Genomic DNA, 26121 nt, shown 5'->3' with positions numbered 1-26121 from the left:
CCGTTTCCCTTAACAACAGACGGAGCGGGAAAAAGTGCCCGAGGGTCGGCTAGGCAGGATTCGGAGATTTCATGCCGACGGCTTGCTCTCGTCACGGGCGGCCCAGAGCGCACCGCGCTGGAACAAGGTGCGCATCTCCGGCACCTCGAACTCCTTCGCCACGTGGCCGAGCGAGGAATAGAAGACGCGCCCCCTGCCGTGCCGCCGCTTCCAGGCAACCGGCATCACCACGCCCTCGACCCAGGGCAGGATGTCGCCGGAGAAGGTCGTGGTGGCGAGCACCTCGTTCGAGGGATCGACATGCATGTAGTATTGCTCGGAGCGATAGGGGAAGCTCTTGAGCCCCGCGCAGATCGGGTCCTGTGGCTTGGCGATATCGACGCGGTAGTCGATGACGTTGCCGGGATGCGCCACCCATTGCCCGCCGCAGATGAACTGGTATTCGACGGATTCGCGGAAGGCATCGCACATCCCGCCATGCCCGCCGGCGAGGCCGACGCCGCTCTCGACCGCCTTGGAGAGGTTCTGCACCTCTTCCTTCTCGATCTTCGACATGGTGACGATCGGCACGATGAGGGAGAGGTCCTTGATCGAGGGATCGGTGAAGGCCTCGGTCGTGTTCTCGACATAGACCTTGAAGCCCTCGGCCTCGAGCATATCGGCGACGATCTTGGAGCATTGCTCCGGCTCGTGGCCGCTCCAGCCGCCCCAAACGATCAGCGCTTCGCGCATGGCTTCCTCCGTTCTATGTCTTCAGGCCGCGAGCTTGCGCCGAACCAGACTTTCTTCGAGTGGCGCTGGACGCTCAGGCCGCGTCGTGATCGCGATCGCCTTGCCGCTCTTGGCGGAACGGTCGAAGGCTTCCATCACCTCCAGCACATGCAGGGCGAGCGCACCGCTCGCGCGATGCGGCCGCCGGCTGCGCAGGGCATGCGCCATGTCCGCCAGGCCGATGGAGCGATAGTTGCCGTCAGCATAGGGCAGCTCGGTCTTCAGCGGCAGCCATTTGTCCTTCTGCGCCGCGAACTCGATCTCACCGCCGAACCGGTTGGGATCCGGCACGACCAGGCTGCCCTTGGTGCCGTAGATCTCGATCGGCAGGTGGCGATGCGCCGGCACGTCGAAGCTCATGGACATCTGCACCAGCGCACCGGAAACAAATTCCAGCACGCCCGCCGCATGGGTCGCGACCTCGACCGGGATCGTCTCGCCCTGGCGGGGCTGCGAGGTGATGGTGCGCTTCGGCTTCGGCATCGAGGTCATCGCCGAAACCCGCGCCACCGGGCCCAGCAGGTTCACCAGATCGGTGATGTAGTAAGGGGCCATGTCGAGCACCGGTCCGCCGCCCTTCTGGTAGTAGAAGTCGGGTTGCGGATGCCAGCGCTCATGGCCGGGACACATGAAATAGGCGGTGCCGCCGACCGGTATGCCGATCTTGCCGGCATCGATCAGCTTGCGGCAGGTCTGGTGGGCGCCGCCGAGGAAGGTGTCGGGCGCCGAGCCGACGCGCAGCTTCTTCTGGGCCGCGCGCTCGATCAGCTTCTTGCCGTCCTTGAAGGCGACGCCCAGCGGCTTCTCGGAATAGACATGCTTGCCGGCGTCGAGCGCCCGCAGGCCGACCGCGACATGCGCCTTCGGGATGGTGAGATTGAGGACGATCTCGACCGTCGGATCGGCCAGCAAGGCTTCGACCGACATCGCCTTCAGGCCGAACTCCTTGGCGCGCGCGTCGGCGGCGGCGGGGTTCATGTCGGCGAGGCCGCGGATGTCGAGAATGGGGAAGCCCTTCGCCGCGGTGAGATAGGCGCCGGAGATGACGCCGCAGCCGATCACGCCGATGCCGACTCTCTTCATTCGTTTTCCCCATCATCGTGGCGCGGCCTGGCCGGCCCGGTCGAACTCCAGGGTGCACCGTATAGCTGCTTCAGCGCGGCCGCGGCGGCGCCGCGCGCCCAGGCGGTGTCGTCGGCCTCGGTGTCCAGCGCGATCTCCGACACATCGCCGAGCCAGGCGGGCAGGGTGCGGTCGAGCGCGCTCTTGAGCGCCGTCAGCAGCGGTTCGCCCAGCGCCAAGGTGGATCCCACCAGCACCACCCGCGGCGGCGCGAACAGGGTGATGAGATTGGCGATAGCGAGGCCCAGCACTTCGCCCGCCCGCCGCGCCGAAGCGGTCAGCGCATTGTCGCCGGCGGCGATCAACTCGGCGGCCAGCGGCGTGGCGCGGCCGAGCCGGATCGCCTCGCGGAACCTCGCGTCTCCGGCGACCGGGGCGAGGATCGCCGGCTCGGTCGCCTGGTCGGCGAGCCGCGAGACCGACTTGCCGTTCGCCGCCATGGCGAGGTCGCCGAGGTTGAAGCTGATGCCCCTGGCGCCGCGGAAGAACTCGCCGCCATGCATGACGCCGAGCCCGAGCGAATGCTCGGCCGTCACCACGACGAAATCGTCGAGGTCGCGGCAGAGGCGGAACCAGTGTTCGCCGATGGTGATCGCATTGGCGTCGCTCTCGATCAGGGTCGACAGCCCGAGCCGCTCGAACAAGGCCTTGCTGAGCGCCACGTCGGATTCCTTGAGGATCGGGCTGTGGCGCACGACGCCGGTCGCGTGCTCGACCACGCCCGGCAAGGCGACGCACAGGCTCTCCACCCGGTCGAGCGTGAGGCCGGCATCGGCGACGCAACGGCGCACGCCGTCCTCGACCAGATCGGCGATGACCTCCGCCGCCTGGCGATCGACCCGGACCGGCTGGGTCAGCCCGGCCAGCACATCGCCCTGGAAGTTGGTGACCACATGCACGATCCGGGTCGGCGCGATCTTAACCCCGACCACCCGTGCCGCATTGGGGTTGAGCTCCAGCAGGACCCGCGGCCGGCCGCGCCCGGCGTCGCGCAGCGTGCCCATCTGCCGGGTGACGATCAGGCCGTCGTCGAGCAGGGCGGCGGTGATGGCCGAAACCGTGGTCGGGCTGAGCTCGGTGCGCTCGCAGATCTCCACCCGGGCGATCGGCCCGTGCCGCCGAATCGCGTCCATGACATGGAAGCGATTGATTGCACGCATAAATTCCGGATCAGCCGTCTTCATCGCGGTCGCTGCGTTTAATTCGGATCAGTGATTTATTCCCGCAAGCGACCCTCACCTGTCAATGGCGCAGTGCAACGAAAACGCGGATCCTTCCAATTGATGACTTGACAGAGATCAGGCCTCCAGGATGATTTAATCCGTGTCACAAAAAATATAGCGCCCCCGCGGCAGGGAGCTGCGCCGGGCGCGGAAACCTCAAGAAACGTGGGAGGAAACGGCGATGCGCATCAATGCCCTTGGGTTTCTGAAGACCATGGTCGGAGCCGGCCTTGCCCTCGCCCTGGCCACGGCGGCGGCGGCCGCCCAGGACGTCACCGTCCGCATGCTGCATGTGAACGAAACCGCCGATCCCTTCTGGAAGAAGATCGCCGAGGACTACAACGCCACCCACAAGGGCGTGAAGGTCGTCGTCGATTACATGGAGAACGAGGCCTACAAGGCGAAGCTCCCGACCCTGCTGCAGTCCGACGACCGGCCGGACATCATCTATTCCTGGGCCGGCGGCGTGATGCGCGCGCAAATCGAGGCCGGCTACATCCAGGACATCAGCGCGCACAAGGCCGAGTTCGACCCGGTGATCTACCCGGCGCCGCTCGGCGCCTATGAGGTCGACGGCAAGCTCTACGGCGTCTCGGTGCAGCTCAGCGAAGTGCTGCTGATCTACAACAAGACGCTGCTGGCCAAGGCCGGGGTCGATCCCGCCGAGATGAAGACCTGGGACGGCTTCCTCGGCGCCTTGAAGAAGACCAAGGGTGCGGGCGTCACGCCGCTGATCATGGGCGGCGCCGACAAATGGCCGATGCACTTCATCTATTCGTATCTGTTGATGAGGCTCGGCGGATCGGACGTGCTCACCAAGGCGGAGGCGACCGAGGGCGGCTTCACCGCCCAGCCCTTCGTCGAGGCCGGCGCGAAGCTGAAGGAGCTCGCGGCATTGGAGCCGTTCCAGGAGGGCTGGCTCGGCACCAAGTATCTCCCGAGCCAGGGCCAGTTCGGCGACGGCAAGGGCATGATGGCGCTGCAATTGAACGGCTTCATCCAGGGCCAGCAGAAGAACGCCACCGACGGCAAGGGCATCGCCAACGACCAGATCGGGCTCGCCCCCTTCCCGGAGTTGCCGGGCGGCAAGGGCAAGATCACCGACACGCTGGGCGGCGTGCAGGGCTTCCTGGTCACCAAGGACGCGCCGAAGGAGGCGCTCGACTTCCTGAAATACTTCGTCTCGGCCGAGGCGCAGAAGGCGGCGGCCGAAGCCGGCGTCTACGTGCCCGCGACCAAGGGCACCGACGCCTTCATCAAGAACCCGCTGGTGGCCGAGGTCGCCCGCGCGATCTCGAACTCGACCTGGCACCAGAACTTTCTCGACCAGGATCTCGGTCCCTCGGTCGGCCGCGTGGTCAACGACGTCTCGGTGGCGATTGCCGCCGGCGACATGACGCCCGAAGACGGCGCCCAGCAGATCCAGGACGCCTGGGATCAACGGTAGCCTCGGCCTGGGAGGGGTCCAGCCGAGGCCGGAGCCCTCCCTCTTTTCTGCGACGCAGGAACCGGGAGGGGCATGACTGACACGACCGCATCGCCGCGAGGCCAGGCGGGCTACGTCCGCGGCGGCGCGCTGACCGCGCTCGTCTTCCTGCCGCCCGCCCTGACCCTCTTCACCGTCTTCGTCATCCTGCCGATCGGCGAGGCGGGCTGGTACGGCTTCTACAATTGGAACGGCCTTGCGGCGCTGGAGAATTTCGTCGGCCTGCAGAACTACAAGCAGCTGCTCGCCAACAAGGCCTTCCACCAGGCGCTCGTCAACAACCTGCTGATCATCGTCGTCTCGCTCGCGGTGCAGCTGCCGCTGGCGCTGGCGATGGCGGTGCTGCTGGCCGACCGCCTGTTCGGCTCGGTCACCTTCCGGATGTTGTTCTTCCTGCCCTACATCCTGGCCGACGTGGCGGCCGGGCTGATCTGGCGCTTCATGTTCGACGGCGACTACGGCCTCGTCTCGCAGCTCTGGCAGGCGCTGGGCGGCGATCCCTTGTTCATCCTGGCCGATCGCGACTGGGCCTATGCCGCGGTGCTGACGGTGATCGTCTGGAAGTATTTCGGCTTCCACATGATGCTCTACATCGCCGGACTTCAGAGCATCGACCGCAATCTCTACGAGGCCGCGGCGATCGACGGGGCCAGCCCCTGGCAGCGCTTCCGCTACATCACGCTGCCGGGCCTGAAACCGATGATCAAGCTCTCGGTGTTCTTCTCGGTGCTGGGCTCGCTGCATTTCTTCGACATGATCGTGCCGCTGACCGGCGGGGGTCCCCTGAACGAGACCCACACCATCGTCTCCTTTCTCTATTACTTCGGCATCGGGCGGATGCGGGTCGGCTTCGGCTCCGCGGTCGGCGTATTCCTGTTCATCCTCTGCGCGGCCGTGGCCTTCGGCTACAAGCGGCTGCTGATGCGCGACGATGACTGAAACCGTCCTGCACCGGAATCGACTTTCCAGAGGCGCGCTGGCGGCGCCGAAGAACGAGGTGGCGACGGCTTCGCTCACGGCGCCGCTGCTCGGCCTGCCGCGATTCCTGATCCTCTGCCTGGTGGGCGCGCTGGTGATCGTGCCGCTGCTCGCGACCGCGATCGGCGGCTTCAAGGAGCTGGGCGAGCTGCGCACCAATCCCTTCGGCCTGCCCAGGGTGTGGCAATGGGAGAACTACTGGGGGATCCTGGAGAGCGCGCGCTACTGGCGGATCCTCGGCAACTCGCTGTTCATCTCCACCGTGACGGTCGCGCTCACCCTCCTGGTCGCGGCGCCGGCGGCCTTCGCTTTCGCGCATCTGCGCTTCTTCGGCCAGCGCATGCTGTTCAACTACTTCATCCTCGGCCTGACGTTTCCATTCGCAACCGCGATCCTGCCGCTCTTCATCAAGGTGCGCGATCTCGGCCTGCTCGATACCCATTGGGGCATCATCCTGCCGCAGGTGGCGTTCAGCCAGGCGCTCAGCATCCTGCTGATGCGCAACGCCTTCCGGCAGCTGCCGTCGGAGCTGCTCGACGCCGCCCTGGTCGACGGCTGCGGCTATGCGCGGTTCTTCCTCGCGATCGTGCTGCCGCTGTCGCGGCCGATTCTCGCCACTGTCGCGGTCATCACTTTCGTCGTCAGCTGGAACAACTTTCTGCTGCCGCTGGTGGTCATCAACACCAATGCGAAATACCCCTGGACCCTCGGCCTGATGGACTATCAGGGCGAGTTCATCGTCGCCTGGCAGCTGATCCTGGCGTTCATTACCCTGACGATTCTCCCCGCCGTCATCATGTTCGTTGTGGCCCAGCGCTATATCGTCTCCGGACTGACCGCTGGGGCCGTGAAAGGCTGAGACATCCTATCGCAACACGAGGCCTTTACGGCTAGGCGATGCGTCCTATAATATCCTTATCCAGGGAAGGGCGATCCAGGGGTGTGGAAATGTCAGGTTCCGGCGAGATGATGAGCAGCGGCCGATCCCGGCGGCGCAGCGAAACTCTCACCTTCCTGTTCTTGACAGTGTTCCTGGCCCCGATCCTGGCCGTTGCCATCGTCGGCGGCTATGGCTTCGCCAACTGGATGTACCAGATCTTCGCCGGACCCCCGGGGTCCTGAGCGGGGTGGCGATGAGCGGCGCATCCGTCGATCGATCCCGGCGCGCCTTCCTGTTCGGCGCGGAAGCGGAAAATCAGAGCGACCCGGCGTTGCGACCGCCCTGGGCCTTGCGCGATGTCTTCGCGGAGCTCTGCACCGGCTGCGGCGATTGCCTGACCGCCTGCCCCGAGGGCATCGTCGCGCTGGATGACGCGAACCGCGCCGTCGTCGACTTCCGTCGCGGCGCGGGTTTGTGCAGCTTCTGCGGCGCCTGCGCGGATGTCTGCGCGGAGCCGGTCTTCGTCGCTCCCGCGGCGCGCGCGACGACTGCCCCCTGGACTTTGCGCGTGATCATCGGCTCCGACTGTCTCGCCCGTGACGGCGTCATGTGCCAGACCTGCAAGGATGCCTGCGGCGACGGCGCCATTCGCTTCGTCTATGCGGCCGGCCGCATTCCCGAACCCAGCGTCGATCTCGAGAAATGCACCGGCTGCGGCGGCTGCGTGGCACCCTGTCCCGCGTCTGCGATCGAGCTGCATCGGATCGAGGCCGCCGATGCCTGACACCGTCCACATCTCCAGCCTGGTGGTCCATGTGCGGCCGGATCGTTGCGCGGACCTGCGCGCCGAGATCGCCGCGCTCGCCGGGGCCGAAGTCCATGCCGGCACCGATGCGGGCAAGCTGGTGGTCGTGCTGGAGACCGAATCCGAAGCCGAGACGATGGCGCGCATTGCCGCGATCAACGAAATGCAGGGCACGATAGCCGCGTCGCTGATCTATCACGAGATCGACGCGATTTCCGAGGAGAGTCACCATGGTTGAACTGACCCGACGCCAGATGATCAAGGCGAAGGCGGCGGCGATCGCCGCGACCGTCGCCGGCATCCCCGGCGCACAGGCCGCCAACGGCATCATTCCGGGCGACGAGGCGCGGCTCGACTGGTCGAAGGCGCCCTGCCGCTTCTGCGGCACCGGCTGCGGCGTCATGGTTGCGGTCAAGGACAATCGGGTGGTGGCGACCCACGGCGACATCCATGCCGAGGTCAACCGCGGCCTCAGCTGCGTCAAAGGCTATTTCCTCTCCAAGATCATGTACGGCGCCGACCGGCTGACCCAGCCGCTCTTACGCATGAAGGACGGCGTCTATGCCAAGGATGGCGAGTTCCAACCGGTCAGCTGGGAACGCGCCTTCGACGAAATGGCTGTGCAGTGGAAGCGGGTGCTGAAGGAGAAGGGGCCGACCGCAGTCGGCATGTTCGGCTCCGGCCAGTGGACGATCTGGGAGGGCTATGCCGCCCTGAAGCTGATGAAGGGCGGCTTCCGCACCAACAATCTCGACCCCAACGCCCGCCACTGCATGGCCTCGGCGGTCGCCGGCTTCATGCGCACCTTCGGCATGGACGAGCCGATGGGCTGCTATGACGACATCGAGGCCGCGGATGCCTTCGTGCTCTGGGGCTCCAACATGGCGGAGATGCACCCGATCCTCTGGACCCGGATCGCCGACCGCCGACTCTCCAACCCGCATGTGAAGGTCTGCGTGATGTCGACCTTCGAGCACCGGAGCTTCGACCTCGCCGACATCCCGATCGTGTTCACGCCGCAGACCGATCTCGCGATCCTGAATTTCATCGCCCACCACATCATCTCGACCAACCGGGTCAACAAGGCCTTCGTCGATGCGCACACCACGTTCAAGCGCGGCACGGTCGATATCGGCTACGGGTTGCGGCCGGAGCATCCGACCGAGGCCAAGGCGAAGAACGCCGCGACCGCCAACGATTCGACGCCGATGACCTTCGACGAGTTCGCCGCCTTCGTCGCCGACTATCCGGTCGAGAAAGTGGCCGAGCTCTCCGGCGTGCCGAAGGAGCGGCTGCTGGAGCTGGCCGAGCTCTATGCCGACCCGAAGGTCAAGGTGATGTCGCTCTGGACCATGGGCTTCAACCAGCACACCCGCGGTGTCTGGTGCAGCAACATGGCCTACAACATCCATCTTTTGACGGGCAAGATCGCCGAGCCGGGTAACTCGCCCTTCTCGTTGACCGGCCAGCCCTCGGCCTGCGGCACCGCGCGAGAAGTCGGCACTTTCTCGCACCGTCTGCCGGCCGACATGGTGGTCGCCAATCCGGCGCACCGCAAGCATGTGGAGGAAGTCTGGAAGGTCCCCGAGGGCACCATCCCGGAGAAGCCGGGATTCCACGCGGTGCTGCAGAACCGCATGCTGAAGGACGGCAAGCTCAACGCCTATTGGGTGCAGGTCAACAACAACATGCAGGCCGGCCCCAACATGAACGAGGAGGGCTATCCCGGCTACCGCAACCCGGCGAACTTCATCACGGTGTCCGACGCCTATCCGACGGTGACCGCACTCGCGGCCGATCTCATCCTGCCGACCGCGATGTGGGTGGAGAAGGAAGGCGCCTACGGCAATTCCGAACGGCGGACCCATTTCTGGCACCAGCTGGTGACGGCACCCGGCGAAGCGAAGTCCGACGTCTGGCAGCTGATGGAATTCTCCAAGCGCTTCACCACCGACGAGGTCTGGACCGCCGAGACTCTGGCGGCGCACCCTGAGTTCAAGGGCAAGACCTTGTTCGACGTGCTGTTCGCCAACGGCACGGTGGACAAGTTCCCCGTCTCGGACATCGAGAAGGGCTACAAGAATCACGAATCCGAGGCCTTCGGCTTCTACGTCCAGAAGGGCCTGTTCGAGGAATATGCCGGCTTCGGCCGCGGCCATGGTCATGACCTGGCGTCGTTCGACACCTATCACCAGGTGCGCGGATTGCGCTGGCCGGTGGTCGACGGCAAGGAGACGCGCTGGCGTTACAGAGAGGGCCTCGACCCTTACGTCGAGGCCGGCAGCGGCGTGCAGTTCTACGGCAACAAGGACAAGCGCGCGATCATCTTCGCGTTGCCCTACGAACCGCCGGCCGAGGCGCCGGACGCCGAATACGACATGTGGCTCTCGACAGGCCGAGTGCTGGAGCACTGGCATTCCGGCTCGATGACGCGGCGCGTGCCCGAGCTCAACCGCGCGGTCCCTAATGCGCTCTGCTACATGCATCCCGAGGATGCGCGCGCCAAGCAGATCCGCCGCGGCGACGAGGTGCGGGTCATTTCCCGGCGCGGCGAGATCCGGGTCCGGGTCGAGACCCGTGGCCGCAACAAGCCGCCGAGAGGCCTGGTCTTCGTGCCCTGGTTCGACGAGGGCCGCCTGATCAACAAGGTGACGCTGGACGCCACCGATCCGATCTCCAAGCAGACCGACTTCAAGAAATGCGCAGTCAAGGTCGAGAAGGTGACATCATGAGGGCGCGCGGCTTCATCCTGATCGCCGCCGCGGCCTTCGGCCTCGGCGCATCGCTGGCCTGGGCCCAGGACGCGGGCGCGCCGGTCGCCGATCTCCGTGGCGAGACTCCGCCGACCGAGGAGGTCGCACCGCCGCCGATCTACAAGGAGATCAATGACGACATGCGTCGGGCCCGGAACTATCCGGAGCAGCCGCCGGTCATTCCGCACAACATCCGCGACTACCCGATCACCCTCAACGCGAACAAGTGCCTGACCTGCCATACCCGCGAGTTCACCGCGCAGTCGCAGGCGCCGATGATCAGCGTGACGCATTTCATGGACCGCGACGGCCAGATCCTGGCCACCGTCACGCCGCGCCGCTATTTCTGCACCCAGTGCCATGTGACGCAGGCGGAGGCGCCGGATCTGGTGCAGAACGACTTCGCGCCGATCGAGGAGATCCTGCGCATGCTGCGGCAGAAGCAGGGCAGCGGCGAGACGGCGCCGGCGGAGGATCAACCATGATCGGCCGCCTCTGGCGCTGGGGCTGGCAGCTGGTCCGCGACATCTGGTTCGTGCTCCGCAAGCCGAGCGTCAACTTCAGCCTCGGCTTCCTGGTGATCGGCGGCTTCGTCGCCGGTATCGTGTTCTGGGGCGGCTTCAACACCGCGCTCGAAGTCACCAACACCGAGAAGTTCTGCACCTCCTGTCACGAGATGCGGGACAACGTCTACCAGGAGCTCCAGTCCACCATCCATTTCACCAACCGCTCGGGCGTGCGCGCAACCTGCCCGGATTGCCATGTGCCGCACAAATGGACCGACAAGATCGCCCGCAAGATGCAGGCCTCGAAGGAGGTCTGGGGCAAGATCTTCGGCAGCATCAACACCCGTGAGAAGTTTCTGGACAAGCGCCGCGAGCTGGCCGAGCACGAATGGGCGCGGCTCAAGGCGAACGATTCGCTGGAATGCCGCAACTGCCATGACTTCGAGTATATGGATTTCACGCGGCAGAATTCCCGGGCCGCGACCGCCCACAGCACCTATCTCGCTTCCGGCGAGAAGACCTGCATCGACTGCCACAAGGGGATCGCGCACCAGCTGCCGGACATGAAGGGCGTGCCCGGTTGGGACCCGAGCGCCGCGGAGCTTTCCGACCCGGCAAACGCCAAGGTTATCGAGATTGCCCGGACTCTGCGGGAGCTGAAGACGGAGCCTTGAGCCGGAAGCGCAGGCCGGCCAGCCCGCGCGGCAGCAGCACGACGAAACCGGCCAGGATCAGGCCGAGGCCGATGTCGCGCCAGTCGCCGAACTCGCGCATCGCCTCGTCGGAGAGCATCAGCAGCGCCGCGCCGAGCAGCGGTCCCCAGACCGTGCCGATCCCGCCGACCACGATCATCGACAGCAGGAACAGAAGCATCGAGATCGAGAACACGATCGGCCCGACCGCGGCGAAGTTCACGGCGTAGAACGCCCCGGCGAGGCCGGTGAAGAAGGCCGAGAGGCCGAACAGCCAGAGCTGGTACTTGAACTTGCTGATGCCGCGCGAGACCGCATAGCCGGGATTGTCGCGCAAAGCCTGGAAGGCGAGCCCGGCCGGGCCGCGGATGATGGCGATCGCAAACGCCGTGGCCAGCACCAGCAGGCCGAGGCCGACATAATAATGCCCGATGTAGAATTTCGACTTCAGAATCGCGCGGAAGCCGAGATCGCCGAAGCGGGTGAAGCCGCGCACGCCGCCGAACAGCGGCATGCAGCCGGATTCCGGGTTGGTGAAGCAGTCGGTGTCGTTGGTGATCAGCAGGAACAGCACCTGCGCCACCGCCAGCGTCAGCAGCGCTACATAGGGTCCGCGCAGTCGCAGGCAGGCGAGGCCGATCAGGACGCTGACCACCACGGTCGCCAGCGCCGCCAGCAGCATCGCCGCGACCATCGGCATCTGGAAATAGTAGCCGAGCATCGCGGTCGCATAGGCGCCGACTGCGAACAGCGCCATCTGCGCCAGCGAGAAGATGCCGCCGATGCCGAGCACCAGGTTCCACTGGGTGACGACGATCGCCCAGATGAAGAACAGGGTGGTCTGGGTCACGACATAGCGCGTGCCGGTCAGGAACGGGAGTGCTACCGCCAGCGCGGTGAGGATGCCGCCGATCAGGAGATCGCGGCGGATGCCGGTGAGGTTCTTCATAACCGCACCACCTGGCGCCGGCCGAACAATCCATAGGGCCGCCAGATCAGCACCACGATCACCAGCAGCAACAACAGGGCGAAGCTGTAGCGGACGCCGAGCACATATTGGATCAGGGCTTCGAGCAGGCCGAGCACGATGGCCGTGGCCACCGTGCCGTAGACATTGCCGAGCCCGGCGACTACGCAGATGATGAAGGCCTTCAGCATCGGATCGCCACCCATGTTCGGCAGCAGGCCGGAGAGCGAGCTCACCATGATGCCGGAGATCGCGGCCAGCGCGCCGGAGATCGCCAGCACCTGGGCGTAGACCACGCCGACCCGCACGCCCATCAGCTGCGCCGCCTCGCGGTTCTGCGCGGTGGCGCGGATCGCGCGGCCGAGCCGGGTCCGCTGCAACAGCAGCGACAGCGCCACCATCAACCCGATCGCCACGGCGAGGATCAGGATGTTCTGGTTCGGGATATGCACCGCGCCGATCACCTGGGCGCCGGTCAGGTTGAGGCTCTGCGGCTGCGGCTGGGGGCCGAAGGCGCGCAGGATCACGTTCTCGAGGATCGCGCCGATGCCGATCGTGGCGATGAAGATCTGGGTCTCGAAATTCGCCGAGCGCAGCATCGGCTGCGCCGCTGCCAGATAGATCGCGAGCCCGACCGCGCCGCAGACCAGCATCGCCGCGGCGACGCCGACCAGGGCCGGCAGGCCGAGCGCGGTCATCGCGTAGAAGCAGATATAGCCGCCGAGTGCCATCAGCGCGCCATGCGACATGTTCAGCATGTTCAGCGAGCCGTAGACCAGCGCGAGCCCGATCGCCGCGACCGCATACATGGCGCCGAGGGTGAGGCCGGAGGCGATGACCTGGACCAGCACATCCATCGCTCAGGCCCCCAGATAGGTTTCGAGGATCTTCGGCCGCGCCATCAATTCGGCGCCGGCGCCGGTCCAGGCGAACGTGCCGTTGTCGAGCAAAGCGACCTGCGCCGCCCGGTCGGCGACCCGCGCGGCATTCTCCTCGACCAGCAGGATGGTGCGGCCGGTCTCGGTCAGCCGCCAGACGACCTCGTAGATCTGGTCGATGACGATCGGCGCCAGGCCGAGCGAGGGCTCGTCCAGCATCAACAGCCTGCCGCCCGCCATCAGGCCGCGGCCGATCCCGACCATGCGCCGCTCGCCGCCGGAAAGCGTGCTGGCGATCTGGCCGCGGCGCTCTTTCAGCTTCGGCAGCAGCGCGAAGACTTCCTCGAGCCGCGACTTCACCTGCTTCGCCGCTTCCGGCAGGTAGGCGCCCATCTGCAGATTGTCGAGCACGCTCATCTCGGGGAACAGCAGGTCGCCCTGCGGCACGTGCACGATCCCGGCGGCCACGATCTCATCCGGCCGGCTGCGCGAGATATCCTGGCCGGCGAACTGCATGGCACCTTCGCGCAGCGGCACCAGGCCGGAGATCGTGCGCAGCAAGGTGGTCTTGCCATGGCCGTTGGGGCCGATGATCGCGGTCAGGCTGCCCTCGGCGACTTCGAGCGAGATCCCGCGCAGCACCTGGTTGGCGCCATAGCCGCAACTGATGCCGGCGAGCGAGAGCAGGGCGGTGGTCATGCGCCGCTCTCCATCAGGGCGCTCAAGCGCTGGCTGGCACCCTCGCCGAGATAGACGTCGATCACGGTGCGGTCCCGGACCAGGCCCTGCGGCGGGCCTTCGTAGATCTTCTCGCCGTGGTGCATGATCATCACCCGCTCGGAGAGCTGCACCAGGAAGCGCATGACATGCTCGATCAGGATGATGGTGACGCCCGACGCCGCGATGCGCCGCACCGTCGCCATCATATGCTCGATCTCCTGCGGGTTGAGACCGCCGACCGGCTCGTCCATCAAGAGCAATTTTGGCCGTGTCGCCAACGCGCCGGCCAGCATCAGCAGCTTCCGATCCAGCACCGGCAACTGTCCGGCCAGCATATGCTGGTCGCCGCGCCAGTCGACGGCGTCGAGCGCGGCATCGACATGGGTCTCGGTCTCGCGGCCCATGCGCAAACCCGGAACGATCCGGTTGTCGCGGCCGAAATAGGCGGCAACCCGGACATTGTCGCGCACACTCAGCTTGTCGAAGCTGGCGTTGAGCTGGAAGGTGCGGGCGATGCCGGCATGGCAGATCGCCTCGGGCGAGAGCCGGGTGATGTCGCGCCCCTCGAACAGGATCCGGCCTTCGCTCGCGGGATTGAGGCCGGAGATCAATTCGAACAGCGTGGTCTTGCCGGCGCCGTTCGGCCCGCCGATGCCGAGGATCTCGCCGGGCCGCAGATCGAAGGAGAGATCATGGACCGCCGCCAGTGCCCCGAAATACTTGCTCAAGTTGACGCAAGAGAGCAGGGCGGCGGCGGTCATGATCCGTTGATGGCCTTTACGCCTTGATCCAGGGAGGGAGCTTGAACTCCGCGGTGTTGTAGGGCGCCGGCGCGATCAGGCCGCCGCCCTTGGTGTGATCCTGAATCTGCAGGAACTGGTGCGGCATGCCAAGCGACGAATCGTTCACCTGGGTGGGATAGGTGTAGGCCGCCTGTTCCTTCTCGATGAAGCGGGTGGTGCCGGTGACGCCGCGGTGGATCATCGAGCGCATGCGCGCCGCCACCTTGCGGTTCTGCTCGTCATTGCCGGGCTCGCCGCTGCCGCCGGCTAGCGCCGCCGCGGTCGCCCAGACCATGGCGCCGTCATAGGACTGCGCGCCGGAATTATGCCCGGCATTCTCGCCGAACTTCGCCTTGTAGCGCTTCTCGAAGGCGCTGCCGATCTCGTCCTGCAGCGCGCCGACTACGGTCGCATAGAGCACGCCGTTGGAGGCTTCCTTGGCGATCTCGCGGAAGGCCGGGATCGAGGGCCCGTATTGCATATAGATGAGGCTCTGGGTCGGGTTCGGGACGAACTGCACCATGAACTGCGCGAGGTCCGCGGGCAGGAAATGCGTGACCGCGATGACCGAGGGCGGGTCCTGGCGGATCTTCGCCAAGGTCGGGCCCCATTCCGAGATCGGCACGTTCACGGTCTCGAACAGGCTGATCTCCCAGCCGTAGTTCTGCGCCTGCTCCTTGATCGCGTTGGCGATGTTGGCGGCATAAACGCCGGCCGAGAGAATGACCGCCATCTTGTTGTTGGTGCGCTTGTACTGGCCGTTCGCCTCCAGGTCCTTCACGAACTTGAGGAAGCCCGGGCCGTACCAGTATTCCGCCGGATCGCCCTGGAACGAACCGAAATAGCGCTCCGGGTCCGACTTGATCAGGTTGTTGTGGCCGATCGTCGTGTCGTAGTGGATGTAGATGATGCCGCTGTCGGCGATCACGTCCTGGATCGCCGCACCCGAGCCGATGTTGTAGCCGTTGAGGATCGCGTGCACCGAGTGGCGATCGATCAGCCGCTGCACCGCCTGGACGTTGGTCGCATCGCCCATCTGCTTGGTGTCTTCGAAATAGGGTTCGAGTGGCCTGCCGAGGATGCCGCCCAGCGCGTTGATCTCCTCGCAGGCCAAGGTGAGGCCGTTCTTGAACTCGACGCCGTCCGCTGCGGCGAAGTCGGTCAGCGGTGCCGCCTGGCCGACCGGGATCGGGTCGCCGTCGGCGCGGGCGCCGTCGTTGATGCCGGCCAGCACGGCGCCGCCGGCGCCAAAGGCAGCCGCGCCCTTGATGAAGTGGCGGCGGCTGGGGATGACGTTGGGCTTTGCCAGATTGGGTTTCTTGGTCATGTTCGTGGCTCCCTGTTAGGTCTCTTATTCAGGTGATCGACTGGACCAGATTGGCGGCTTCTGAGATCACCGCCTGTTGATGCGGCTGCAGGCCCATGCCGCCCCAGTTCGCCATCAGCGGCGCCCAGGGGTCGTCGACATGGGTCTTGATGCCGGTCATCTCTTCCAGCACGGCGAGGCCGCAATAGGGGACATAGGTCTGCGAATAGCCGCCTTCATGCGTCATCACCATGCGCCCGCCGCAGAGTTCGTCGGCGACCTTCAGCAGCATCCGCGTCATCGCGCGATAGCCTTCCGAGGTGATCATCATCCGGCCCAGCGGATCCACGCCGGACCCGTCGAAACCCGACGGTACCACGATCAGCTCCGGCTTGTAGCGTTGCAGCGCCGGAATCACGATCTGCTCGAAGGCCGCGAGATAGGCACCGTCGCCGGAACCGGGCGGCAGCGGAATGTTGAGATTGAAGCCCTTGCCCTTGCCTTCGCCGGTCTCGGCCAGGCCGCCGGAATTGGCCGGGAAGAGATTATCCTGATGCAGCGAGATGGTGAGCACGTCGCCGCGGTCGTAGAAGGCCGCCTGGGTGCCGTTGCCGTGATGCACGTCCCAATCGACCGTGGCGACGCGGCCGAGCTTATGCGCCTCTTTCGCATGCAGGATCGCGATAACGGCATTGGCGAACAGGCAGAAGCCCATGCCGTATTCGCGGATCGCGTGATGACCGGGCGGGCGGATCAGCGCATAGGCATTCTTGACCTTGCCCTCGAGCACCGCGTCGAAGGCGGTCATGGCACCGCCGGCGGAAAGCTGGCCGATCTCGTAGCTGCCGCGGCCGAATGGGGTCAGGCTGCTGGCGTCGCCGCCGTTCTCGGCGGAGAGTTTCTTGATCTTCCAGATGTATTCGCGGTCATGGAATCGGGCCAGCTCGTCCTCGGTCGCATAGCGCGGCTTCAGCGGCGTCAGATGGTCGATCAGGCCGCTGACCTCGACCAGGTTGCGAAAGCGGCGCTTGGTCTCCGGATTCTCGGCATGCTCGCCCGGCTGGATCGTCAGGCCGGGCGCGAAGACCTGCGCCCAGTTCCAGGTGTTGTGCCACATATAGAGTTCGTGCCAAACGAAGCCCGTCGCCATGCCATCCCCGCATTTCGGCCCGTGATTTTGGCCGCTTTTACGAGAGCATGACGAAGCGGGCGGCGACTGTCCCGCCCCCGACGGGTAACCGGGTGAAAGATCGGCCCACCCCTTCGGGTGGCGCTATTGCGGGGGCGTGGCGTTGGCGCGGAAGCCGATCTCCTGCAGCCGCAGCACCGCCTGGGTGCGGTTGGCGACGCCCAGCTTGCCGAAGATGTTCTTCAGATGCCACTTCACGGTATCGGGCGCCATGCCGAGGGTCTTGGCGAGGTCGCGGTTGCTGTGGCCTGCCGTCAGCAGCCGCGCGACCTCGGCCTCGCGCTGGCTGAAGCGCGGGTTACGACGGGAGATCGCGGCGGAGGCGGCGCGTTCGCTCTTGGCGAAGACCTGCATCACCTTGTCGATGTAGCGGCCGGTCTGGGTATCGCTCGACCAGGTCGGCATGCGCCTGCGCGCGAAGGCGAGCACGTCGTGCATGCCGCTGCCCTCGTCGATCAGCCCGCGGATTGCATTCTGCGGCGCCGCCAGCGACACGGTATCGACGGCGGCCGCCAGCGCCGACAAGGCGTCGCCGGCGCGGAACGCCGCGATCGCCGAGAGCGCGCGCACCTGGGCGAGGCGGCGCGTGCGGCCGTCGCGGCGCACCCGCTCGGCGACCCGATCGAGCAGGCGCAGGGCGGCATCGGGCCGTTCCTCGGCGATCAGCACACGGGCGAGAGCGATCGCTTCCAGCTCGGCGGCGATGTTGCCGATCTCAACCTCCTCGCCGATGCCGCGGGCCCGCAAGGCCCAGCGCGCCGAGCGGGCATCGCCGCGCGCCAGCAGCAGCCGCACCCGGTCGTTGAGCGCGCTGGCGGTGAGGCGCTGATAGCGTTTCTCTAGGCCCTGGCGCTCGGCGCGTTCCAGAACGGCGATCGCCTCGTCATGCCGGCCGCGCGCGGCGGCGAGGCGCGCGATGTGCAGCTTGCAGGCCATCTCATGCACCACCAGCCCGCATTCCTCGATGATCTGGCGGTGGGTGTGCAGCAGCCGTTCGGCTGCGGCGAGCTCGTTCCATTCATAGAGCAGCTCGACCTGGAAGATCGCCACCATCGCCTCGGCATAGGAGCCGGGGCCGAGCGATTCCCGCGCCAAGGTCACCGCATGCTCGAAATGCCGATGCGCGGCGCCCAGCTCGCCGGTCGATTTCTCGATCAGGCCGAAGATGAGATCGCAATAGACCAGGCCGAACACCGACTGCGCCTGGGCATGGGCGTCGCGGGCCTTGGTGCTGGCGGCGCGCGCCCCCTCCATGTCGCCCAGGGAATAGCAGCAGAAGGCATGGATGTTGCTGAGCGTGCCCTTGAAGAAGGGCTTGTCCTCCGGCAGCGTCTTGATCCAACTCCCGGCCAGTCGCGCCGCCGTACGCGAGCGATCGGCGGCACTGATCACGCCGACGGTCAGCGTGCAGAGCTCTGCCCTCAGCGCATCGCGCTCCTTGGCGCTGATGCTGCCGGCAGCCGCGAGCGCGGCGATCGACTGTTTCGCGGCTTTCAGCGTGCGCGCACCTTCCTGCGGCCGGCTCATGTGGAACTGGATCCAGACCTGGGCCAACTGCAGCTTCGGCCGGCGCGCGATAAGGTCCGCCGGCAGCAGGTTCAGCCATTGCCGCACCAGGGTGAGATGGCTCTGCATGATCAGCGGCATGGCACAGTCTTCGACCAAGGCCGCCGCGCGATCCGCGTCGCCGGCCGCGAGCGCATGCGTCACCGCCTCCGAGGTCTGGCCCTGCTCCGAGAGCCAGGCCGCCGCACGGCGATGCAGCTCCGTCAGGCGTTGCGGCGTGCGCTGGCGCAGCATCGATTGCAGGAACTCGGCGAAGAGATGGTGGTAGCGGAACCAGGTCCGCTCGCGGTCGAGCGGGATCAGGAACAGGTTTGCCGCCTCGATCGCATGCAGCATCGCGGCGCCATCGCCGCGCTCGAGCACGGCATCGGCCAGCGGCGCCGAGACGCGGGTCAAGATCGAGGTCTCGAGCAGGAAGTCCAGCATTGCCGGCGACTGCCGCGCCAGCACGTCATGGGCCAGGAACTCGGCCACGTCGCGGTGGCTGCCGGAGAAATGCCGGATGAACTCGGCGCGCTCCTGCCGCTGCTCCAGCGACAGCGAGGCCAGCTGCAGCCCCGCCGCCCAGCCTTCGGTGCGATGCTGCAGGGTGACGATATCCGCCATCGGCAGGTCGAGGACCTGGGTCTGGTTGAGGAAGCTTTCGGTCTCCTCCAGCGAGAAGCGCAGATGGGTGTCGTCGAGCTTGATCAGCTGGCCCTTGACCCGGATGTTTGCGAGCTGGAACGGCACCGGCCCGCGCGTCGCCACCACCAGATGCAGGCAGGCCGGCGCATAGGCCAGCAGTGATTCCAGAAAACGGCCGATCTCCGGCGCGGTCAGGAAATGGCAGTCGTCCAGGATCAGGAACAGCGGCTGGGTGCGCGGCGAGAGATCGTTCACGATGGTGGTCAGCACGGAATCGACCGGCAGGATCGGGCTGGATTCCAGCAAGGCCGGCACGCCGCGCGCGAGATCCGGATCGGCCCGGCGCAGGGCCGCCACCAGATAGGTGAGGAAGCGGCCGGTCTCGTCGTCGCCCTGGTCGAGCGCCAGCCAGCCGAACGGCGTGCCGCGCTCGCGCAGGGTGCCGAGCCACTGGCCGAGCACCGTGCTCTTGCCGAAGCCGGCCGGCGCGGAGACGACCAGCAGCCGGGTCGAGAGCGCGCCGTCGAGCGCCTTCAACAGGCGTTCCCGATCGACCAGGCCGGTACGCAGGACCGGCGGGCGCAGCTTCGTTTCTATGAGCACGTCACCATCCCCCAGCCGCCTTTTTAGCAGAGGTCGAGGACCGGCGACCAGCAACCGCGCATTGCCCTTTGAACCGCGCGCAGGTCCCGAGCGACCAAGCCGGCGACACGCAGGTTTTGCGACTTTGGCATGCTTGCCGATGCGCCATGATTCTGACACCTTTAGCGTGTAAACGATCATTTCGGCCGGTTCGCGTGGGACCGTCCGAGCGCGGGAAGGCGTCAGCTCAAATGGCGTGGCGGGGTGGGGTTTGTGCGTTGGCAGCGCTCGTTGCGCTGGCGATGCCATGGCGCGGACCGGCTCTGGCCGCCGCGCCGAGTTTCGATTGCACCGCCGCGGCGGCGCCGGTTGAAATCCTGATATGCGGCAATGATGAACTCGCCGAGGCCGATGCCGGTCTCGCGGACTTTTATCGTCGCCTGCAGGACGGGCTCGACGACAAGGCGAAAGCCGACCTGCTGGCCGGTCAGCGGCAATGGCTGAAGGCGCGCCTCGCGGCCTGCAACATTCCGGCGACCGGCAAGACACCGCCGGCGGATGCCGACAAGGCGGCGGCCTGCCTGATCGGCCAATATAAGGAGCGCGCGTCGGCCCTGGCGAAGCTGGAAGACGCGGCCAACCCGACCGTGGTTCCGGTCACCGACGCGCTGCCGACGCAGCTGGGCCTGGACCGCAAGATCCTGCCGGCGACCGGCGAGCAGCAGTCGATCCTGTCCGTCGCGCAATTCGGCCGCTATTCGATCACGGTGAAGAGCGCCCAGGGCGTCGCGCTGCAGCTGGTCGATCGCAAGGCCGGGCCGGGCGAGGTCCAGGGTGTCGCCGGCGACAGCGACGGACGGATCGACGCCTTCCTCGACCGCGGCCTCTACAAGATCCTGCTCCAGGCCAGCGAGCAGGGCTCCGGCGAGGCGGCCCTCACCGTCCATCCTTATGCCGAGCTCAACGGTGCGGATCTGCCGCGTCTGCCGGAGGTGAAGCGGATCGATACCGAGCTCGGCGATTTCGAGCAGCGCTCCTATTGGCTGGAGATCAAGACCCGCCGCACCGTCGCGATCGAGGCGGCCGGGCGCAGCCTCACCGAGATGCGGCTCTGGCGCGACGGCAACTGGCTGGTCGATGCCAGCCCGAGCGAAGACCGGATCGAGCCCGAGCCGGGCAAGCCGCTCGCCGTCCGCCGCATCGTGACCACCCTGGAGCCCGGCCTCTATCTGCTCTCCGCCTATGGCGGGCCGGAGCTGCCCTGGGCCAAGACTTCGCCGGCGCATCCGCTGCATCTGCGCATGGGGATCCCGACCCTGGACGAGGCGGGGCGGCAGGCCTTCACCGCCAGCCCGTTCGGCATCGACCGCTATCTGGTGCCGGCCGGCGCCAGCTATTTCCGCATCGAGCTGCCGGAGGCGGAAGACGCGACGCTCTCGGTCGACGACTATTCGGAAGAGCAGCCCTTCAGCGCGGGCGCAGGCGTCAGCATCACCAAGAAGAGCGTGCCGCCGACCGCCGAGACCGGCTCCTCCAGCCGGGACAGCGGCTACAAGCTGGTGACGATCCGGCGCGAGGCCGGCAAGCCTTATGTGCTGCAGCAGTTCAAGGCCGTCGACCGCTACTACTTCAACGGCGACGGCGACTACTGGATCGCCACGCTGCATTCCGGCTACGGCGAGGACAGTATCGACGCGACGGCGCTGCTCACGCGCACCAAATCGGATCTGCCGGAGCGGATCATCGCCGACAACGTGCCGAAGCTGAACCGGCTCCAACCCTTCAACCTGGGCCGCTTCAATTTCATCGAGCCGTTCACGCTCTATGTGCAGGTGACCAGCCCGGAAACCTACATCGTCACCGAAAGCGGCGCCGCGAAGGGCGAATACCGCTTCGAGCCGATGGTCCGGCAGCTGCCCGAGGACTACAAGACCCCGGAATTCCAGCCGGCCGGCACGCCCTGGAAGCTCGATCGCGGCTACTATGTGCTGGTCGGCAATCCGAAGACCGATGCCAAGGGCATCGCTGAGCTGCGCATCTCCGCGCAGGGCGTCGCCGGCAGCGGCGGCAAGCACCCGCGGGAGACCGCCGCGTTGTTCCCGAAGCAGCGGCTGGAGAGCGGCACCGACTACTCGCTTTACCTCAACAACCAGGCCGGCGTTCAGACCGGCGTGGTGCTGCGCAAGCTGCCGATCGATCTCGCCCAAGGTCTGCCGCTGACCTTGAAAGCCGGGGAGGAGATTGAGATTCCGGTGACGGTGCCGTCCGGCGGCGTGCTGCGCGCGGTCGCGGAAGACGCGAAGGCACTCAAGTTCAGCATCGATGGCGACGACGAGGTCACGGAATGGCGCGGCGACGGCGCCAGGCATGACTTGACCATCGAGAACCCGACCGACAAGGCGATGATGGCGGCATTGCAGTTCACCCCGGATTCCCTCGCGCCGGAAACCCCGCTGCCGAAGCTCGCCCCGGAGATCCTCGCGGCGGTGCCGAAATTCCCGCTGCTGGAGCCGCAGAAGACGGCCTATTTCGACATCGCCAAGGGCGAGCAGCGCACCTTCGCGCTCGATATCGCCGAAGCGGGCCTGTACCGCGTGGAATCGAGCGGGCTGCTGCAGACCTGGGGCAACATGCGGACTCGCACGGTGCTCTCACTGGACCAGCAGGCGAGCAACGGCACCGGACGCAACTTCCTGCTGCAGCAATATCTCGGCCAGGGCAGCTACCAGGTCTCGGTGTCGGCGCAAGGCGAAACCCATGGCCGCATGGGCGTCACCACGGCCCCCACCTTGATGAAGGACGGCGGCGCGCTTTCGCTCGATGTCCCGGCGCGCGACACGATCCTGGCCGGCGACGGCCTGGTCTACACCTTCCAGATCGAGCAAGCGGGACAATACAAGCTGCGGTCGCTGGGCCTCGGGCGCACCTTCACCATGCGGCTCGAGGACCAGGACGGCTGGCCGATCATCACGCCCAACGAACCGGCCGACCTCACCATGGATTTCAAGCCCGGCGCATACCGGCTGGCGATCCTGCCGCAGCCGGTCGAAGCCAAGATCGTGACCTTGCTGCAGCGGATCGAAGAGCCGCAAACGATCGAAGGCCATGGGCCGCACGATCTGGTCTTGAACCAGCCGCAGGACTTCCAATGGCGCGAGCCGGAAGAGGAGGGCGCCGAGCGCGTGCCCGACCAGTGGCGCTTCAAGCTGCCGGCGGCCGCGCATGTCGAGATCACGCTCAATCAAGGCATGCGGGCCGATGTAGTCGGCGCCGACGGCAAGATCCACAACGAGGTGATCGGCGGCGACAACTGGAAGGGCGAGCTGCCGGCCGATACCTACACCTTGCGCACGACTTCCTACGAACCGAACAACCGCTTCGACTACCGGGTCGAGGTGCATGTAACCGAACTGGTCGCCGGCCAGGACCGGATCACCAATCTGCCGGCGGATTATCCGATCTCGCTCGGCGGCGATTCGGTGGTGGAGATCGGCTCCTTCGGCACCGTGGACGTGCGCGCCTGGCTCTACGATGCCGACAACAAGCTGGTCGCCACCAACGACGACCGCCCGAACGACTGGAACTTCGGCATCGCCGGCCGGCTGCAGCCCGGCTATTACCGCCTGCATCTGGAAGCGGTAGGGGCGTCGCCGCCGCCGGTCGCTGAGCCTGCCGCGGTCGAGAGCGCCGAAACCAGCGGAGCGCTGCCGGACGACGCAATTCGTTTCTACTACTACGGCGAGTCCGACGACGTCGCGCCGGAGAACACGGCCCAACTCGACGCGCTCGCGAAGGACATGCTGTCCGATCAGTCCGGCCGCATCCAGATTCAGTCGTACGCCGCCAGCAGCGAGGGGGACGAGAGCCTGGCGCGGCGCAAGGCACTCGCCCGCGGCTTGGCGATTCGCAGCTACCTGATGGGGGCCGGCGTCCCTTCGGGCTGGATCGACGTCATAGCCCGCAGAAGCGAGGCCGAAGGCGCTCTGGCCGACCGCGTCGATATCATCCCGGAAGGATCACAGCCCTCCATCACCGACACCATCGAGGACGGCGAGAACGACCAGATGACCTCGGGCGATGCCGAATATTCGGAAGACGGCGCGTCCTCGGAGGAAGGTGAATACGCGGAGGAGGGTGAAGGTGAGGCCGCCGCGGCCGAAACCGAAGCCGGGCCGGGCCAGACCACCATCTCGATCTATCAGCCGGACGAGCAGGTCGAACCGGCGCTGGTCTTCGGCCAGGACATGGAGTTCTCCGGGCCGCAGGTGCATATCGTTCCGTTGACCAGCGATGCCTCCGTCAAGATCGCGCCCTACGACATGCTGGTCGCGGCCGCCGATGGCGGCGGCCCGGCGGTGGGCCTGGCGCTCGAACAGCAGGAAGACGGCGTCTGGCATACGCTCTCGGAAAGCGTCGCGCGTTCGCCTTGGACCGCGCTGCCGCTGGGATCACCGAAAGGTGGCTATCGTTTGCGCGTCTGGTCGGCCGATCGCAGCACCGATCCGATCCGCCTGCAGGCGCGCGTTGCGACGCCCCCTCTGGAGACCGCCGAACACCTGACCGGCAAGGGTGTCGCGTTGCAGGGGATCGATGGAATCCAACCGGCCCTCGGCAGCGTTCGCATCAAGGACCTTAAGCCCGATACCTATCGCCTCACGCGTGCCGTCACCGGTCTCGCCTGGTCGGGTGATCTCGGCGGCGCGGTCAGGAGCGACGCCAACGGCATCATCTTCGGCAGCTGGGATCTATGGCTCGTGGCGCCCATGGATGAGGCGAACGCCATCATCGCCCGGCCCCTGCGATTGAGTGAGACGGCCGAGACGATCACGGTGCCGGGGAATAGCCACGAATTGAACGCGATCGCGGCGCCGAGCGAAGCAGAGCGCAAGGTGTATCTCTGGGTCGCGGAATCGCGGCTGGGCCAGCCTGACATCGGCGGGTTGGGATTCACCAGCGCCAAGGCTCTGAACTCGGCGATCACCGTTGCATTGCCTGGATATGAGCGCGATGCGATCTTCTTTGTTTCGAGCGCTGACGATCGAGCGCCGCCGTTGCCCGTCAGCCTGCGCCGCTTCGACTTCGCGGAGCCTGGTGCGGAAACGCTCGGCTGGGGTGTGGCCGATCGCAGCCTGAAGCGGCGCTCGGCGCTCGGGTTTGCGCTGCCGGCTGGGATGAAGCGCATGGTCTTCGCACTACCGCCGCAGACCGCCGTCGTCCTGCATACCGGGCGGATGCGCGAGGCGGTCTGGTCCGGGGACGCCCCGCTCTCGCTCACCCGAGATACCCAGGCCGACCGTATCACGGTCATTTCCACGGCAGACGCCGATGCGCAGCTGGGGCTCTCGCTGACGCCGATCACCAGCGCCGACGCGATGACGGCGCTCGGCGGCGGCCGGATCTTCAAACAGTATTTCGCGGCGGATGGCGTTGTCCGGCTCGATATCTCGCTCTCGGAGGCCGAAAAGAAGTCCGATGCGACCATGCGCATCATGGTTGCCGGGGCCGTCAAAGAAGGCATGCGCCGCGGCGACGACAATACGGTGAGCTACGCGGATGGGCCGTTCGAGCTGGATATCGCCCATGGTCCGGGCCTGGTGGTCGCCTGGATCGAAGGCGGTGACCCGCTCACTTCGCTCGGCGTCGCTGCGCAAGGGATCCAGGTGAAGAGCACCTCCACGGTGCAGCTGGCCGGCGCCGCGCAGCAGATCGTCTTCGAAGTGGCCGAGCCGAAGTTCCTGCGCTTGAAGACCACCACGCCGGTGATCACCGAGCTCGAGCCGGCACAACGCCTGCGGGTTTTCGCCAATGGCGCCGATCTCAACTTACTGCTGCCGCAGGGCACCACGCCGGTGGTGCTGCGTTCGGTGAGCGACGGGCCGCTTTCCGGCCTGGCCGAGGCCTCGCTGCTCGACATCGCGCCGATCGGCGAGGGGCTGGGGGCGAAGGTGCGGCTGGCGCCGGGCGAATCCCGGCTCTATTCCTTCACGGTCAAGGACGAGCGCGATATCGGCGTCGGCGTGCGCGGCGCGGTCGATGCCGCGCATTGCCGCGTGCTCGATGCCGAAGGCAAGGTCATCGGCAATGGCGTTGTGCAGATGCTGCGCTTGAAGCCCGGCACCTATCTGCTGGCGGTCGATGTCCCGGCCGAAGGCAATGCGATTGAGGTGCAGCCGGCTTTGGTCGGCGTCGATGGACGCGACGGCAGCCCGCCCGATGAAGTGAAGCGCGTCTATCTCGAACTCGCCGGTCTCAAACCCAAGGAACAGGAGTAGTCGTCGTGGCGCGTGC

The 26121-nt window shown here is 66.4% G+C and carries 20 protein-coding genes; 10 read left to right on the top strand and 10 right to left on the bottom strand.

The genetic code is table 11. The annotated features are described in order from the left end of the window. Nucleotides 1-69: 69 nt before the first annotated feature. From ACH2CY_RS06925 to ACH2CY_RS06915, 3 genes are read right to left on the bottom strand one after another with little or no spacing between them, the layout of a single operon-like run. Entirely contained in the window at nt 70-732 is a 663-nt protein-coding gene (locus ACH2CY_RS06925) for a ThuA domain-containing protein (RefSeq protein ID WP_395017473.1), read from the bottom strand. 21 nt (nt 733-753) lie between these two features. Then, nucleotides 754-1854, bottom strand: a complete 1101-nt coding sequence (locus ACH2CY_RS06920; protein WP_395017471.1) for a Gfo/Idh/MocA family protein — start codon at nt 1852-1854, stop codon at nt 754-756. Beyond that, nucleotides 1851-3053, bottom strand: coding sequence for an ROK family protein (locus tag ACH2CY_RS06915; RefSeq protein WP_395017469.1), 1203 nt, complete (start codon nt 3051-3053; stop codon nt 1851-1853). The genes ACH2CY_RS06920 and ACH2CY_RS06915 overlap by 4 nt, the downstream gene beginning before the upstream one ends. Before the next feature lie 244 nt (nt 3054-3297). Here ACH2CY_RS06915 and ACH2CY_RS06910 point away from each other — a divergent pair, with 244 nt between their 5' ends. From ACH2CY_RS06910 to ACH2CY_RS06870, 9 genes are all read left to right on the top strand, one after another. Then, nucleotides 3298-4563 (top strand): ABC transporter substrate-binding protein, encoded by a 1266-nt coding sequence (locus ACH2CY_RS06910; RefSeq protein WP_395017467.1) that lies wholly within the window; start codon nt 3298-3300, stop codon nt 4561-4563. Nucleotides 4564-4635: 72 nt separating this feature from the next. Next, on the top strand, nt 4636-5541 hold the full coding sequence (locus tag ACH2CY_RS06905; RefSeq protein WP_395017465.1) for a carbohydrate ABC transporter permease: 906 nt from the start codon (nt 4636-4638) through the stop codon (nt 5539-5541). Continuing rightward, entirely contained in the window at nt 5534-6439 is a 906-nt protein-coding gene (locus tag ACH2CY_RS06900; RefSeq protein WP_395017463.1) for a carbohydrate ABC transporter permease, read from the top strand. Before ACH2CY_RS06905 ends, ACH2CY_RS06900 begins: the two co-directional genes overlap by 8 nt. Nucleotides 6440-6528: 89 nt before the next feature. Continuing rightward, nucleotides 6529-6702, top strand: coding sequence for a periplasmic nitrate reductase, NapE protein (gene napE / locus ACH2CY_RS06895; protein ID WP_395017461.1), 174 nt, complete (start codon nt 6529-6531; stop codon nt 6700-6702). A gap of 11 nt (nt 6703-6713) precedes the next feature. Next, nucleotides 6714-7244, top strand: coding sequence for a ferredoxin-type protein NapF (gene napF / locus ACH2CY_RS06890; protein WP_395017459.1), 531 nt, complete (start codon nt 6714-6716; stop codon nt 7242-7244). After that, the gene (locus tag ACH2CY_RS06885) at nt 7237-7503 is read left to right on the top strand and encodes a chaperone NapD (protein ID WP_395017457.1); all 267 of its coding nucleotides are present in this window, start codon (nt 7237-7239) and stop codon (nt 7501-7503) included. The genes napF and ACH2CY_RS06885 overlap by 8 nt, the downstream gene beginning before the upstream one ends. Then, nucleotides 7496-9997 (top strand): nitrate reductase catalytic subunit NapA, encoded by a 2502-nt coding sequence (napA, locus tag ACH2CY_RS06880; protein WP_395017455.1) that lies wholly within the window; start codon nt 7496-7498, stop codon nt 9995-9997. Before ACH2CY_RS06885 ends, napA begins: the two co-directional genes overlap by 8 nt. Continuing rightward, on the top strand, nt 9994-10503 hold the full coding sequence (locus tag ACH2CY_RS06875) for a nitrate reductase cytochrome c-type subunit (protein ID WP_395017453.1): 510 nt from the start codon (nt 9994-9996) through the stop codon (nt 10501-10503). Before napA ends, ACH2CY_RS06875 begins: the two co-directional genes overlap by 4 nt. Next, the gene (locus ACH2CY_RS06870; protein WP_395017450.1) at nt 10500-11198 is read left to right on the top strand and encodes a cytochrome c3 family protein; all 699 of its coding nucleotides are present in this window, start codon (nt 10500-10502) and stop codon (nt 11196-11198) included. Before ACH2CY_RS06875 ends, ACH2CY_RS06870 begins: the two co-directional genes overlap by 4 nt. On the opposite strand, the gene ACH2CY_RS06865 is transcribed toward ACH2CY_RS06870, so the two are convergent. From ACH2CY_RS06865 to ACH2CY_RS06835, 7 genes are all read right to left on the bottom strand, one after another. Further along, entirely contained in the window at nt 11152-12165 is a 1014-nt protein-coding gene (locus ACH2CY_RS06865; protein WP_395017448.1) for a branched-chain amino acid ABC transporter permease, read from the bottom strand. The two genes, ACH2CY_RS06870 and ACH2CY_RS06865, sit on opposite strands and share 47 nt — an antisense overlap. Then, a complete protein-coding gene (locus ACH2CY_RS06860) occupies nt 12162-13040 on the bottom strand; it encodes a branched-chain amino acid ABC transporter permease (protein ID WP_395017445.1) in 879 nt (292 codons plus the stop codon). Before ACH2CY_RS06860 ends, ACH2CY_RS06865 begins: the two co-directional genes overlap by 4 nt. Nucleotides 13041-13043: 3 nt before the next feature. Further along, complete coding sequence (locus tag ACH2CY_RS06855) at nt 13044-13760, bottom strand: ABC transporter ATP-binding protein (protein WP_395017443.1); 717 nt, start codon at nt 13758-13760, stop codon at nt 13044-13046. Next, nucleotides 13757-14542 (bottom strand): ABC transporter ATP-binding protein, encoded by a 786-nt coding sequence (locus ACH2CY_RS06850; RefSeq protein WP_395017440.1) that lies wholly within the window; start codon nt 14540-14542, stop codon nt 13757-13759. The genes ACH2CY_RS06855 and ACH2CY_RS06850 overlap by 4 nt, the downstream gene beginning before the upstream one ends. 16 nt (nt 14543-14558) lie before the next feature. After that, entirely contained in the window at nt 14559-15890 is a 1332-nt protein-coding gene (locus ACH2CY_RS06845; RefSeq protein ID WP_395017438.1) for an ABC transporter substrate-binding protein, read from the bottom strand. A 28-nt stretch (nt 15891-15918) separates the two neighbouring features. Then, the gene (locus tag ACH2CY_RS06840) at nt 15919-17019 is read right to left on the bottom strand and encodes a class II histone deacetylase (RefSeq protein WP_395017435.1); all 1101 of its coding nucleotides are present in this window, start codon (nt 17017-17019) and stop codon (nt 15919-15921) included. Between the two features lie 123 nt (nt 17020-17142). Continuing rightward, nucleotides 17143-19854 (bottom strand): LuxR C-terminal-related transcriptional regulator, encoded by a 2712-nt coding sequence (locus ACH2CY_RS06835; RefSeq protein ID WP_395017433.1) that lies wholly within the window; start codon nt 19852-19854, stop codon nt 17143-17145. Nucleotides 19855-20111: 257 nt separating this feature from the next. Between ACH2CY_RS06835 and ACH2CY_RS06830 the strand changes: the two genes are divergently transcribed. Continuing rightward, entirely contained in the window at nt 20112-26105 is a 5994-nt protein-coding gene (locus tag ACH2CY_RS06830; protein WP_395017430.1) for a lysozyme inhibitor LprI family protein, read from the top strand. The last annotated feature ends 16 nt before the right edge of the window (nt 26106-26121 follow it).

The organism is Dongia sp. (genome assembly GCF_041905885.1).
GTDB lineage: Bacteria > Pseudomonadota > Alphaproteobacteria > Dongiales > Dongiaceae > Dongia.
This window is presented reverse-complemented; position numbering and strand designations above follow the sequence as displayed.